At 71.3% G+C, this 12,935-nt stretch carries 12 protein-coding genes and 1 rRNA gene; 8 read left to right on the forward strand and 5 right to left on the reverse strand.

Features of this window, described 5'->3' with window-relative positions; translation table 11 throughout:
* Position 1 precedes the first annotated feature (1 nt).
* The gene (locus CSC62_RS12385; protein ID WP_425502025.1) at positions 2-211 is read right to left on the reverse strand and encodes a YdcH family protein; all 210 of its coding nucleotides are present in this window, start codon (positions 209-211) and stop codon (positions 2-4) included.
* Between the two features lie 82 nt (positions 212-293).
* On the opposite strand from CSC62_RS12385, the gene ttcA reads away from it, so the two are divergent.
* From ttcA to CSC62_RS12405, 4 genes are all read left to right on the forward strand, one after another.
* Complete coding sequence (gene ttcA, locus CSC62_RS12390; protein WP_162406841.1) at positions 294-1,205, forward strand: tRNA 2-thiocytidine(32) synthetase TtcA; 912 nt, start codon at positions 294-296, stop codon at positions 1,203-1,205.
* A 34-nt stretch (positions 1,206-1,239) separates the two neighbouring features.
* On the forward strand, positions 1,240-2,145 hold the full coding sequence (locus CSC62_RS12395) for a recombination-associated protein RdgC (RefSeq protein ID WP_162406843.1): 906 nt from the start codon (positions 1,240-1,242) through the stop codon (positions 2,143-2,145).
* Between the two features lie 42 nt (positions 2,146-2,187).
* Positions 2,188-2,976, forward strand: coding sequence for a YgjP family zinc-dependent metalloprotease (locus CSC62_RS12400; RefSeq protein WP_162406845.1), 789 nt, complete (start codon positions 2,188-2,190; stop codon positions 2,974-2,976).
* Positions 2,977-3,055: 79 nt separating this feature from the next.
* Positions 3,056-4,096 carry an SMP-30/gluconolactonase/LRE family protein gene (locus CSC62_RS12405; protein ID WP_162406847.1) on the forward strand — a complete coding sequence of 347 codons (1,041 nt, stop codon included), beginning with the start codon at positions 3,056-3,058 and terminating at the stop codon, positions 4,094-4,096.
* 76 nt (positions 4,097-4,172) lie between these two features.
* On the opposite strand, the gene CSC62_RS12410 is transcribed toward CSC62_RS12405, so the two are convergent.
* Positions 4,173-5,525, reverse strand: a complete 1,353-nt coding sequence (locus tag CSC62_RS12410) for an outer membrane protein transport protein (RefSeq protein WP_162406849.1) — start codon at positions 5,523-5,525, stop codon at positions 4,173-4,175.
* A gap of 227 nt (positions 5,526-5,752) precedes the next feature.
* Between CSC62_RS12410 and CSC62_RS12415 the strand changes: the two genes are divergently transcribed.
* Positions 5,753-6,445: a rhomboid family intramembrane serine protease gene (locus CSC62_RS12415; protein WP_162406851.1), complete on the forward strand. Its 693-nt coding sequence runs from the start codon at positions 5,753-5,755 to the stop codon at positions 6,443-6,445.
* Positions 6,446-6,537: 92 nt separating this feature from the next.
* Positions 6,538-6,861, forward strand: a complete 324-nt coding sequence (locus tag CSC62_RS12420; RefSeq protein WP_162406853.1) for a DUF1820 family protein — start codon at positions 6,538-6,540, stop codon at positions 6,859-6,861.
* Positions 6,862-6,880: 19 nt separating this feature from the next.
* On the opposite strand, the gene CSC62_RS12425 is transcribed toward CSC62_RS12420, so the two are convergent.
* Both CSC62_RS12425 and CSC62_RS12430 read right to left on the reverse strand, forming a co-directional pair.
* Positions 6,881-8,302: a S41 family peptidase gene (locus tag CSC62_RS12425; RefSeq protein WP_162406855.1), complete on the reverse strand. Its 1,422-nt coding sequence runs from the start codon at positions 8,300-8,302 to the stop codon at positions 6,881-6,883.
* A 98-nt stretch (positions 8,303-8,400) separates the two neighbouring features.
* Complete coding sequence (locus tag CSC62_RS12430) at positions 8,401-9,624, reverse strand: murein hydrolase activator EnvC family protein (protein ID WP_162406867.1); 1,224 nt, start codon at positions 9,622-9,624, stop codon at positions 8,401-8,403.
* A gap of 182 nt (positions 9,625-9,806) precedes the next feature.
* On the opposite strand from CSC62_RS12430, the gene CSC62_RS12435 reads away from it, so the two are divergent.
* Together CSC62_RS12435 and CSC62_RS12440 are read left to right on the forward strand one after the other, a co-directional pair.
* A complete protein-coding gene (locus CSC62_RS12435) occupies positions 9,807-10,475 on the forward strand; it encodes a DUF4097 family beta strand repeat-containing protein (RefSeq protein ID WP_162406857.1) in 669 nt (222 codons plus the stop codon).
* 100 nt (positions 10,476-10,575) lie between these two features.
* The gene (locus tag CSC62_RS12440; protein WP_162406859.1) at positions 10,576-12,294 is read left to right on the forward strand and encodes a M28 family metallopeptidase; all 1,719 of its coding nucleotides are present in this window, start codon (positions 10,576-10,578) and stop codon (positions 12,292-12,294) included.
* Positions 12,295-12,855: 561 nt separating this feature from the next.
* Here the strand turns inward: CSC62_RS12440 and rrf are convergent.
* Positions 12,856-12,935, reverse strand: a 5S ribosomal RNA gene (gene rrf / locus CSC62_RS18290); the annotation flags it as partial.

The raw sequence follows: 12,935 nt of genomic DNA on the forward strand, positions 1-12,935 counted from the left end.
CTCAGGCCGGCTGGTCCGGGATCAGCAGGCTTTCCAGCTTGGCGATGCAGTCCTTGAGCTGCAGCTTGCGCTTCTTCAGGCGCTTGGACTCAAGCTCGTCGTCCGGATTGGCGGCCAGCTGCTGGATGCGCTCGTCCAGCGCGCGGTGCTCGCGCCGCAGTTCGGCGATGCGCTCGGCGACGGTGCTGGGGTCGAGGGCTTCCACGGACATCAAGCTTACACCGGCGCCGGATATCCCGGCCCTGCGGACCGGCCGCGGCCGGCGGCGGTGGCGACCGGTAGAATGTGCAGCGATGAACGCCGCCGTCCTGCCCCTGCCCGAACCGCCCTCCCGCCGCGCCGACCCGCGCATCGCCCAGCGCGAGCAGGGCAAGCTGGCCAAGCGCCTGCGCCGCCAGGTCGGCCAGGCGATCGCCGACTTCGGCATGATCGAGGCCGGCGACAAGGTCATGGTCTGCCTGTCCGGCGGCAAGGACAGCTACACCATGCTCGACATCCTGCTGCAACTGCAGCGCAAGGCGCCGGTGCCGTTCGAGCTGGTGGCGGTGAACCTGGACCAGAAGCAGCCGGGCTTCCCGGAACATGTATTGCCCGACTACCTGCGCGCGCTCGGGGTGCCGTTCCACATCATCGAGCAGGACACCTATTCGGTGGTCAGCCGGGTGATCCCGGAAGGCAAGACCATGTGCTCGCTGTGCTCGCGCCTGCGCCGCGGCGCGCTGTACGCCTACGCCGCCGAGCACGGCTTCACCAAGATCGCCCTGGGCCACCACCGCGACGACCTGGTGGCGACCTTCTTCCTCAACCTGTTCCACCACGCCAAGCTCTCGGGCATGCCGCCCAAGCTGCTGTCCGACGACGGCCGGCACGTGGTGATCCGGCCGCTGGCCTACGTGCGAGAAAGCGACATACTCGAGTACGCGGCGGCCAAGGCCTTCCCGATCATCCCCTGTAACCTGTGCGGCAGCCAGGAGAACCTGCAGCGCAAGCAGGTCGGGCTGATGATGCAGCAGTGGGAGCGCGAGTCGCCGGGCCGGATCGAGACCATCGCCCGCGCCCTGGGCGACATCCGCCCCTCGCAGCTGTCCGACCCGAAGCTGTTCGACTTCCTCGCCCTGGGCCACCGCGAGGGCGCGGCGCGCGCCGACGCCCACGCCTGGCTGGCCGGCGAACCGCATGCGACCGGCGACGACGACACACCCTGACCCGTCGGCAACTCTTCCGCTTCCGAGTACCCGCATGTTCTTCCGCAACCTGACCTTCTTCCGCTTCCCCACCACCCACGATTTCGTCCAGCTCGACGAACTGCTGCCGGAAGCCGCGCTCAAGCCGGTCGGCCCGCTGGAGCTGTCCTCGGCCGGCTTCATCTCGCCCTTCGGCCGCGGCGAGCAGGCCTTGTCGCACCGGATCGAGAACTCGATCTGGCTGTCGGTGGGCAGCGAGCACAAGATCCTGCCCGGCTCGGTGGTCAACGACCTGCTGGCGCAGAAAGTGGCCGAGATCGAGGACAAGGAAGGCCGCAAGCTCGGCGGCCGCGCGCGCAAGCGGTTGAAGGACGACCTGCTGCACGAGCTCCTGCCGCGCGCCTTCGTCAAGAGCTCGCGCACCGACGCCCTGCTCGACCTCGAGCACGGCTTCCTGGCCGTGGACGCCTCCTCGCGCAAGACCGGCGAGATGGTCGCCTCGGAGATCCGCCGCGCCCTGGGCAGCTTCCCGGCGATCCCGCCGAACGCCGAAGTGGCCCCGCGCAGCGTGCTCACCGGCTGGATCGGCGGCGAGCCCCTGCCCGAAGGCCTGACCCTGGGCGAGGAGTGCGAGCTCAAGGACGCGATGGACGGCGGCGCGGTGGTCAAGGCCCAGCACCAGGAGCTGCTCAGCGACGAGATCGCCAAGCACCTGGAGGTCGGCAAGCAGGTGACCAAGCTGGCGCTGAACCTGGACGACCACGTCTCCTTCGTCCTCGGCGAGGACCTGGTGGTGCGCAAGCTCAAGTTCCTGGAAGGCGCGGTCGACCAGCTCGAAAGCACCGAGCGCGACGACCTGCGCCAGGAACTGGACGCGCGCTTCGCCCTGCTGGCCGGCGAAGTCCGGCGCCTGTTCCTGGTGCTGGAATCGGCGCTGAAGCTGAGCAAGGCCGAGGCCTGACCCGCCCTGTGTAGGGGCGGCGATCCGGCCTAGAATCGCCGCATGCCTTCGCCGCTGCACCGCCTGATCGCCCGTACGCCCCAGCGCGTGGAGCGCGACACGCTGGAACTGGAGCTGGACGACGGCCGCCGCCTGACCGTGCAGCGCGTGCGCGATCCGCGTGCGCGCCGGCTCAAGCTCAGCGTGGACGAACGCGGCGTCCGCCTGACCCTGCCCCTGCGCGCCAGCCTGGTCTCCGGCGAGCGCTTCCTGCACGAGCACCGCGGCTGGCTGGCCGAGCAGATGGACCGCCACCTGCCGGCCGATGGCGAAGCCGCCGCGCTGCAGCCCGGAGCCAGCGCCTGCCTGCCCCTGCGCGGCGCGAACCTGCCCTTGCACTGGCACGAAGGCCGCTACATCCGGATCGAGCGCGACGCCGACGGCGTGCACGTGCAGCGCCCGCCGCGCGCCGGCGACGCCGCCCTGCGCCGCGCCCTGCGTGCGTTCTACGAAGCCGAGGCGCGGGCCGACATCGGCCGCTGGCTGCCGGTCTACCTGCCCGGCCTGCCGCGCGCGCCGCGCCAGCTGCGGCTGAAGGTGATGTCCTCGCAGTGGGGCTCGCTGGCCCCGGACGGCAGCCTGGCCCTGGACCTGGCCCTGGTGCTGGCGCGGCCCTCGGCGTTCGAGTACGTGCTGGTGCACGAACTCTGCCACCTGCTGCAGGCCAACCACTCGCCGGCGTTCTGGCGCGAGGTGGAGCAGCGCTTCCCGGCCTGGCGCGAGGAACGCGCGTATTTCCACCGCGACGGACGCCGGATCAAGGCCAGCCTGCGCGCCCTGCTGGCCGGCTGACGGCGCCGCGCCGGACCGGCGCGTACGTGGGCGGCGGCGGGCTAGGATGGCCGGTCCCTACCCTGGAGGCATCCCGAAGATGCGCGCAGCGATTCCTACCGCCCTGTCCCTCGCCCTGCTGGCCGCCCTGCTCGGCGGCTGCCGCGGCGACGACGCCCCCGCCTCTCCGGATGCCGCCGCCCCGGCCGCCCCAGAAGCTGCCGCACCCGCGGCGCCGGCCCCTGCCGCGGCCCCAGGTGCCGGCAATGGCCACTGCCCGGCCGATCCCGGCCGCGCACCCTCGGGCGACCTGGTCGCCGCCCGCATCGCCGCCGCCGATGGCGACGGTGCCGGCGGCCTGTACGAAGGCCCGGTCTGGACCGGCGATGCCCTGTACTTCTCCGACTTCCGCTTCAGTGATGGCTTCCCCTCGAAGATCCGCCGCCTGACCGCCGACGGCCGCCTGGAGACCGCGATCGAGGCCAGCGGCAGCAACGGCCTGGCCCTGGGCCAGGACGGCGCCCTGGTCGCGGCCACCCACGACCGCAAGGAACTGTCGCGCTACGACCTGGTGGACGGCGCGCGCATGCGCATCGTCGGCGAATACCAGGGCCAGCCGTTCAACTCGCCCAACGACCTGGTGGTCGGCGACGACGGCACGATCTGGTTCACCGATCCGGATTTCCAGCGCGCGGCCGCGCCCGGCGGACAGGAGAAGACCCGCGTTTACCGGGTCGGCGGCGACGGCGTGGCGACCGTGGTCGACGACAGCATCGCCAATCCCAACGGCATCGCGCTCTCGCCCGACGGCAACACCCTGTACGTGGCCGGTGGCGGCGAGCAGGGCGTGCTGCGCGCCTATCCGATCGCCGACGGCCAGGCCGGCCCCGGCCGCGACCTGGTCTCCACCGTCGTCCCCGACGGCCTGGCAGTGGACTGCCTGGGCAACATCTACCTGACCGAGCACACCCAGCGCCGGGTCCGGGTGATCTCACCGCAGGGCGAGCAGCTGGCCACCATCGCGGTCGACGCCAACGTCACCAACGCCGCCTTCGGCGGCCCGCAGCGGCGCACCCTCTATCTCACCGGCGCCGGTGCGGTCTGGTCGATCGAGTTGGACGTGGCCGGACTGCCCTACTAGCGGCCGCCCTGTCCGGCGCACAAAAGGAAAGCCCCGCCGGAGCGGGGCTTTCGCTTTGTCGCAACCGCCGGGTCGATCAGAACTTGTAGTTGATCGAAGCCGCCAGGACGTCGCCGACCACATCGTACTTGCCGTTGACGAGGTTGCCGGTCTCCGACGCCTTGGTCACGGTCGGATCCGAGGCGAAGATGTGCAGGTAGCCGAGGTTGAACTCCATCTTCTCGGACGGGGCATAGCCCAGGCCCAAGGTCACCCACTTGCGGGTGGTGTCGGGCACGCGCACGTCGCGGTGCTCGGCGGTGGTCGGGGTCTGGTCGTACGCCAGGCCGCCACGCAGGGTCAGGTTCTGGTTGAGCTTGTACTCGGCGCCGATCGAACCGAAGGTGGTGTCGCGGTAGTCGAAGTTCAGCACCGAATCGGCCTGGCTGGAGGCGTAGTCGATGGTCACCGAATCGAACGCGGTGGACCATGCGGTACGGGTGACGTCGGCCATCACCGTCCACTGGTCGTTGACCACGTGGGTCACGCTCAGGGTCGCCGAGGCCGGCAGGGTCACGGTGGCCTTGCCGCTGGTGTCGACGAACCAGCCCGGACGCGCGACCGACAGGATCGCCGCGGCCTGCTGCGGCACCACGAAGGTGGCGTCGCCGCCGGTGATCTTGTGCTCGACCTTGGAGCGGTAGCTCAGGCCGATGTGGGTGTTCTCGTCCGGGCTGAACAGGCCGCCGACGGTCCAGCCCCAGGCGTTGTTGTCGCCTTCCACCTTCAGGCTGCCGTCGGCGCTGCCCGGCGCGTAGCCCGGGACCCGCGCGGAGGCGAGGATTGCGCCGAAGTCGATGGCGTTGCCAAGCTCGATGGTCATGTGCTCGGCGAAGACGCTGGCGCCGAAGGACACATAGGGATTGACGTCGTAGGAGGCCGACAGGCCCAGGTCGACGACCTCCATCTCGGTCTTGGTGCCGCCGTAGCGACCCACCCAGTCGGAGTCGTACTCGGTCGCGAAGCCGTACGGCACGCTCAGCGACACGCCCAGGTGGGCCTGCTCGCCGACCGGGGTGTAGAAGTAGGCCGCGGGAATCGCGGCGATCTTGCCGGCATCGCCACCGTTGCCGCCGCTGATCGGGGTCCCGGTGCCCGGACCGGTCGGACCGGCGTTGCGCCCGGCACCGGTGAACTCGGCCGAGAAGCTGACCGCGCTCAGGTCGGCCTGCAGCTGGCGGCCATCGAGCTGGCGCATGCCGGCGGGGGTGTTGACGATGATCGAGGCGTCGCCGGCGGCACTGCCGGAACCGGCGAAGGCGCGGCCCAGGCCCTTGGCGCTGTTTTCCTTGAGCTGGGAGGCGGCGGCATGGGCGTGGCCACAGGCCAGGGCGCCGACGATGCCCAGGGCGAGGGCGGAAATGCGGGTGATGCTGTGGGCGGGATGCATGCTGCGGTTTCTCCGATAGACGTGGTGTGGTGGTTAGCCAGCGCCCGGCGGAAGGCCGCCCCGGGGCCCGCCCGCCTTCGTCGGAGTCCCCTCCCGACATACGACGCCGTATTGCAGTATACCCGCTGCGTTTAACAGGACAATAACGACGAAAGTCACGGGGGATGCCGGCCGCGTCGGGGCGGAGCCGCAGACGGCGGCCCCCGCCTTGGGCGATAGTGGGCGGCATGTTCGTGTCCCTGCCCTCGCGCCGGAAACCCTCGCTGCGCTGGGCCACGCCCTTGCTGTTCGCGGCCCTGTGGCTGGCCTTCCTGTGGATGCTCGGCCGCCCGGACGAGGCCCGGCGCAGCCTGTGGCTGGCCTGGGGCGCGCTCGGCCGCGGCCTGGCCGGCGGCGACGCCTGGCTGGCCGCGCTGCGCGACGGCAGCGTGCTGCGCCTGTTCACCGCGCTGTTCCTGCATGCGGACTGGGCGCACCTGCTCGGCAACCTGGTGTTCCTGCTGATCTTCGGCCTGCCGGCCGAGCGGACGATGGGGCCGTGGCGCTTCCTGCTGCTGTTCCTGCTCGGCGGCGCGGTCGCCAACCTGGCCGCGGTGACCGTGATCGGCAACCCGGACCGGGCGGTGATCGGCGCCAGCGGGGCGGTATCGGCGGTGATCGGCGCCTATCTGGCGCTGTTCCCGAGCGCGCGCCTGGGGGTGGTGCTGCCGCTGGGGCTGTTCCTGGAGTTCGTGCGCGCCCCGGCTTTCCTCCTGATCGGGATCTGGGCCGCGCTGCAGGTGGTGTTCGCCTACATCGGCCCGGCCTTCGGCGCGGTGGCCTGGGCCGCGCACGTGGCCGGGTTCCTGTTCGGGGTCTGCTTCGCCCTGGTGGTGCGGGCCGGGATCGCCCGCCGCCTGCGCCGGCAGAAGGGCTACTGACGCGGGCCTTCGGCAGGCGCCTGCACCCTTGGAAAGCGGCCGCCGGCGCCCCATCCTGCGGGGAACGCAAGCCGGTCCCCACGTCCCCCGCCATGGCCAAGCCGCTCTACAAGGTCACGTTCCTCAATCACGGCAAGGTCTACGAGCTGTACGCGCGGCACGTGGGCGGCAGCTCGCTGTGGGGCTTCACCGAGGTCGGCGAGCTGGTGTTCGACGTGCACGAAGGCCTGGTCGTGGATCCGACCGAGGAACGCCTGCGCGACGAGTTCGGCGCCACCCGGGTCCTGCACCTGCCGATGCAGAGCATCGTCCGGGTCGAGGAGGTGGAGCGCAAAGGCCAATCGGCCATCCGCGACGCGGCCACCGGCGAGAAGGTGGTCACCCCGTTCCCTTTGCCGGCCAAGCCTCCGCGCTGAGTCCCGCGCCCGGATCGCCTCAGCGCATCGCCGCCGGCGCCGGGGCGGCGGCGACCAGCTTCTTCAGCTCGGCCAGGGCGGCAGCGATCGGCTGGTCCCCGGGCAGGGCCGAACCGGCCTGGTAGCCCTCGGCTCCTTCCTCGTCGCCGTGCAGGTGCCCGGGCAGGGTCGCCTCGCTGACCTCGCTCGCCAGGCTGGGCGGCACGTCGCGTTGCACCAGCGCCGGATCCGGCTGCAGCTCGAGGTCGGGGACGATGCCGCTGGCCTGGATCGAGCGCCCGCTGGGGGTGTAGTAGCGCGCGGTGGTCAGCTTGACCGAGTCGCCGTTGTCCAGCGGCAGCACGGTCTGCACCGAGCCCTTGCCGAAGGTGCGGCTGCCGATCACCCGGGCGCGGCCGTTGTCGCGCAGGGCGCCGGCCAGGACCTCGGCGGCGCTGGCCGAACCGGCGTCCACCAGCACCACCACCGGCGCGCCGTGCATGCGGTCGCCCGGGGTCGCGTCGAAGCGGCTGTCGCTGATGGCGATGCGGCCGCGGGTGCTGACGATCCCGCCGCGCTCGAGCAGCTCGTCGGCCACCTGGACCGCTGCGGTCAGCAGGCCGCCGGGGTTGCTGCGCAGGTCCAGGACCAGGCCGCGCAGGCGGCCGCCGGCCTGCAGCCGGTCCAGGTGCTGGCGGAAGTCGGTGCCGGTGTCGGCCTGGAAGGTGCTCAGGCGCACGTACGCATAACCGGGCTCCAGCATCCGGCTGCGGACGCTGGTGACCTTGATCGTCTCCCGCTCCAGGGTCACGTCGAACGGCTTCTCGCGGCCCTCGCGCACCAGGGTGATGGTGACCTTGCTGCCCGGCGCGCCGCGCAAAGGCTCCATCCCCTCCACCTGGGCGATCGGCCGGCCGTCGATGGCGATGATGACGTCGCCGGCGAGCACCCCGGCGCGCGCCGCCGGGGTGCCGTCGATCGGTGCGATCACCTTCAGGCTGTTGTCCTGCTGCTGCAGCAGTTCCACCCCGATGCCGTCGTAGGCGCCGCTGGTCTGCTCGTCGAAGCTGTCGCTCTGCTGCTTGTCCAGGTAGGCGCTGTGCGGATCCAGGTCCAGCAGCAGGCCGCGGATCGCCGACTGCATCAGCTGGTGGTCGTCGACCGCGTCGACGTAGGCTTCCTTGACCGCGTTGTACACGGCCACGTAGCGCTGGATCTCGGCCAGCGGCACCTTGGTGCTGCCGGATTCGGCGGCGTCGGGGTCGTCGCTGGCCGGGACCGGGGCGTCCTCGGCGGGCGGCGGCGCTTCAACCTCCGGTCCCACCGGAGGCGTGGCCGCCGGATCCTGCGCCTGCGCCCCATCCTCTTCCTGCGGCGGTGCCGGCACAGGCGCCTGCGCATGCAAGGGCACGGCCCCCAGCAGCAGGAACGGCAGGATCACGGCGGGAAGGGTGCGGCGCATCGCGGACTCCGTGGCGCGCGAAAGCGCGCGGAACGCCCCGATTATGCGCGATGCCGGCGCCCCGCCACCCCGGTTCCGGCGCCTGCGCCGCACCCGCTTCAGCGGCGCTGCAGCCAGGACGAGGGATCGACCGGCTGGCCGTTCCGGCGCAGTTCGAAATACAGCGCCGGGCGCCCGTGCCCGCCGGAGCTGCCGACCCGGGCCACCGTCTCGCCGCGGCTCACCCGGGCACCGGCGTCGCGCAGCAGGGTTTCGTTGTGCGCGTACAGGCTCATGTAGCCGTTGCCGTGGTCGATGATCAGGATCAGGCCGTAGCCGGTCATCCATTCGGAGAACACCACCGTACCGTCGGCCACGGCGGTGACCGGGCTGCCGGCGGCCGCACCGATCAGCACGCCGCTGCTGCCGCGCCCGTCCGGCAGGCGGCCGCCGAAGCGGGCCAGCAGTTCGCCGCTGGCCGGCCAGCCCAGGCCGCCCACCCGGGGCGGCGGTGCCGCCGAGGCCACCCGCGGCGGGACCTTGCTGGCACTTTCCGCCGGGCGCGTCGCCTGTTGCTGCTGCTGGGCGGCGCGGCGGGCGGCGGCGCGGCGCTCGGCCTCGGCCCGGGCCGCCGCGGCGCGCAGCTGCGCCAGCAGGCGCTCGAGGGCGCGGGCGTCCTGGCCCAGCGCCTGCTCCTTCTGCTGGCGGTCCTGGTAGCGCTGGTCCAGCTCGCTGACCAGTTCGGCGCGCTGGCCGCGGTCGCGCTGCATCGCAGTCACCCGTTGCCGCTGCTGCACGCGCAGCAGCTCCAGGGCCTGGCTGCGTTCGGCGATGCCGGCCTCGGTGGCCTGCAGCTGCTGCAAAGAGCCGGTGATGTCCGCCAGTTGGCGGGCCTGGTCGCGCTGGATGTAGCGGTAATAGGCCATCGCCCTCTGCGCGTCGGCGACCCGATCCTGGGCCAGCAGCAGTTTCAGCGGTGCCTGGCCGCCCTGGACGTAGGCCGCGCGCAGCAGCGCCGCCAGGCGCTCGCGGCTGCGCTGCAGGTCCGCCTGCAGCCGCCCGCGCTGCTGCCGCAGTTCCTCCAGCGCCTGCTGTTCGCTTTGCAGGGCAGCCTCGGTTTCGGCCAGTTCGCGCGCGGACCGACCCAGCTGCTCGTCGACCCGGCGCAGGCGGACCGCGGCGCTGCCGCGCTCGCCCTCGAGCCTGCGCCGCTCGCGGGCGATCTCCTGCAGCTCGGCGCGGACTTGGCGCAGCTGGCGTTCGGTGGCGCCGGGATCGCGGCGCTCCTGGGCCGTGGCGATGCCGGCCAGCAGCGGCAGGACCGCGGCCAGCAGCAGGCCCATGGCGATGCCGGTGGATCGCGGACGCAACGGCTCCGACGGATGGCGCCCGGAAGGACACGATAGGCGGCACGTGCGCAGGGGGGTCACTCCGGCCGTCATCCCAGTGACTTCAGACTGGTGCGGATTGTAGCCAGCCGTGGTCCCATGCCGGGTAACCGGCCCGAAGCCGACAGGAGATCGCCATGTCCCGCCGCATCCACCGCCTCGTCTTCGCCCTGTGCCTGGCCCTCGCCGCGCCGCTGGCCCACGCCGAGGAAGACATCAGCAAGGTCAACGGCAGCATCGAGGCCGCCGCCGGCCAGCATTACCGCGACCTGGAGACGGTCAACGGCAGCATTCGCATCGGCGACGGCACCCAGGCCCGGGACGCCAGCACGGTCAACGGCAGCATCACCGTGGGCGACCGCGCACAGGTGGACGGCCTGGAAACGGTCAACGGCGCGATCCGGCTCGGCACCGGGGTCAAGGTGTCGAGCGGGATCGAGACCGTGAACGGCAGCGTGTTCGCCGACCGCGGCAGCGTGATCGGCGGCGACATCGAGACCGTCAACGGCGCGATCGGCCTGGTCGGGACCGAGCTGGCCGGCGACATCGAGACCCTCAACGGCGACGTCACCGTCGGCATCGGCTCGCGGGTCAAGGGCGGCATCACCGTCGAGCGCAACACCGGATGGTTCCAGGGCAAGGGCAGGCGCGATCCGCGGGTGGTGATCGGTCCGGACGCGGTGGTGGAAGGCCCGCTGGTGTTCAAGCGCGAGGTCCACCTGCATGTCCATCGCAGCGCCCGCATCGGTCCGGTGACCGGCGCCGAGGCGAGGATCTACGACACCGACACCGCGCCGCAGGACTGAGCCGCAGCGCACATTCGGCGCACCACCGTGGCGGCGGCGGCCCCGCGGCGGTGCGCGGCTGGCTAGAATCGGACCACCGTCGTTCCTGACCGGAGTTCCGATGTTCCGCAAATCCCTGATCGGCGCCGCTGTCGGCGTCCTCGCCCTTGCCGGCTGCGGCAAGCAGGCCGAACCGGCGGCCGAGCCGGCGCCGGCCGAAGCCGCCGCGCCCGCGCCAGCATCCACCCACGAATTCCAGCCGGCGATCGCCGGCGGCGACTTCGCCGAACTGGTGAAGACCCTGGCCTCCGACGAGTTCGAGGGCCGCGGCCCGGGCTCGGTCGGCGAGGAGCGCACGGTCGAGTACATCCGCGCGCAGATGCAGCGCATCGGCCTGCAGCCCGGCAACGGCGACAGCTATTTCCAGGACGTGCCGATGGTGGAGACCACCGCCGACCCGGCCACGAAGATGACTCTGACCATCGACGGCAAGCCGGTGGAACTGGGCTTCGGTTCGCAGATGGTGGTGGGCACCCGCACCGGCCAGGCCCAGGTCAAGGTCGACGCCAGCGACGTGGTCTTCGTCGGCTACGGCGTCGACGCGCCGGAAAGGGACTGGAACGACTACGCCGGCCAGGACTGGAGCGGCAAGACCGTGGTCATGTTCGTCAACGACCCGGGCTTCCACGCCGGCGACGAGAAGCTGTTCGACGGCAAGAAGATGACCTACTACGGCCGCTGGACGTACAAGTTCGAGGAGGCCGCGCGCAAGGGCGCCGCCGCCGCCCTGATCGTGCACGACACTCCCGGCGCCAGCTACGGCTGGGACGTGGTCAGGAACTCCTGGTCCGGCGCCCAGTACGACCTGCCGGCCAGCGACGATCCGGAGCCGCGCATCCCGGTGCAGGGCTGGATCACCGCCGACGTCGCCCGCACCCTGTTCGCCGGTGCCGGCCTTGATCTTGACGAGGCCTACCGCATGGCCGGCAAGCCCGGTTTCAAGCCGGTGCCGCTGAAGGCGAAGATGTCGGTCGACCTGGCCAGCGCGATCACCCGCAAGACTTCGCGCAATGTGGTCGGCGTGCTGCCGGGCGCCAGCCGCGCCGACGAGGCCGTGCTGTACATGGCCCACTGGGACCACCTGGGCAAGCACGAGGGCGAGGAGGGCGACGCGATCTACAACGGCGCCATCGACAACGCCACCGGCGTGGCCGGCATCCTCGAAATCGCCGAAGCCTTCGCCGGCCAGCCCCAGCGCCCGGAGCGCTCGGTGGTGTTCCTGGCCGTCACCCTGGAGGAGTCGGGCCTCCTGGGTTCCAAGTACTACGTCGCCCATCCCAGCTTCCCGCTGGACAAGATCGCCGGCGTGGTCAACCTGGACGCCATGTCGGTGGCTGGCCGCTCGCGCGACATGGTCGTCACCGGCTTCGGCAACTCCGAGCTGGAGGACATCCTCAAGCCGATCGCCCAGGCCCAGAACCGCGTGCTGAAGGGCGAGAGCTCGCCGCAGAGCGGCTTCTACTTCCGCTCCGACCACTTCAACTTCGCCAAGGCCGGCGTCCCGGCGCTGTATGCCAGCGGTGGCGACGATCTGCTGGATGGCGGCACAGCGGCCGGCCATGCCGCCGACGAGGACTACGGCACCCACCGCTACCACCAGCCCGGCGACGAGTACGACCCGAACTGGAAGCTGGACGGCGTGGTCGAGGATCTGGAGGCGCTGTATGGCGTGGGCCGCGAACTGGCCGGCGGCGACCGCTGGCCGAACTGGTACGACGGCAACCCGTTCAAGGCGGCGCGCGACCGGATGATGGCCGACAAGACTGCCGCGTCGCCCTGATTCTTGCGCCTTGCGCCCGTGCGCAGGACGGGAGGATCCGGAAAAGCAGGGCCGTTCGCCGCAAGGCGGGCGGCCCTTTTTCATGGCTCTTCTCCCAGGAACGGGGCAGGGAAAAGCCGGATGCAGCACTGCGGCACTTTGGCGTGCGGCCTGCTGCCGCTCATGTCCCCAGGTCCCGGCCCGGTGGGCCGGGACCTCCTCCTTTACTTCCCGTCAGCAGGCCACACGCCAAAGCGCTCCTGGCTTGGCCGGCGGCCAACGGAAAAGCGGGAACCATGCGTTGAAACCGGCATGAAGTGCCTCTGGCTTTCCGTTCGGTGGCCGATGACCGTGAAGCGGTGCGGTGCGATGCCTGCTGACGGGAAGTAAAGGAGGAGGCTGCGGCTGCAGGCCGCAGCCGGGGGACATGAGCGGCAGCAGGCATCGTGCCGCACCGCCGCGACACAACCTCCCGCCTCCTTGCCGTCTTGCGTGTCGCGGAGCGATCGCCCGTCCGCCCGAGGTTTTGTTTCGTGCAAAGACAAACCCCCAGCCGATTGGCTGGGGGTTTGAGGGTAAAGACCCTGGCGATGACCTACTCTCGCATGGGAAGCCCACACTACCATCGGCGCTGTTGCGTTTCACTTCCGAGTTCGGGATGG

It is taken from the genome of Pseudoxanthomonas jiangsuensis (assembly GCF_010093185.1).
Classification (GTDB): Bacteria; Pseudomonadota; Gammaproteobacteria; order Xanthomonadales; family Xanthomonadaceae; genus Pseudoxanthomonas; species Pseudoxanthomonas jiangsuensis.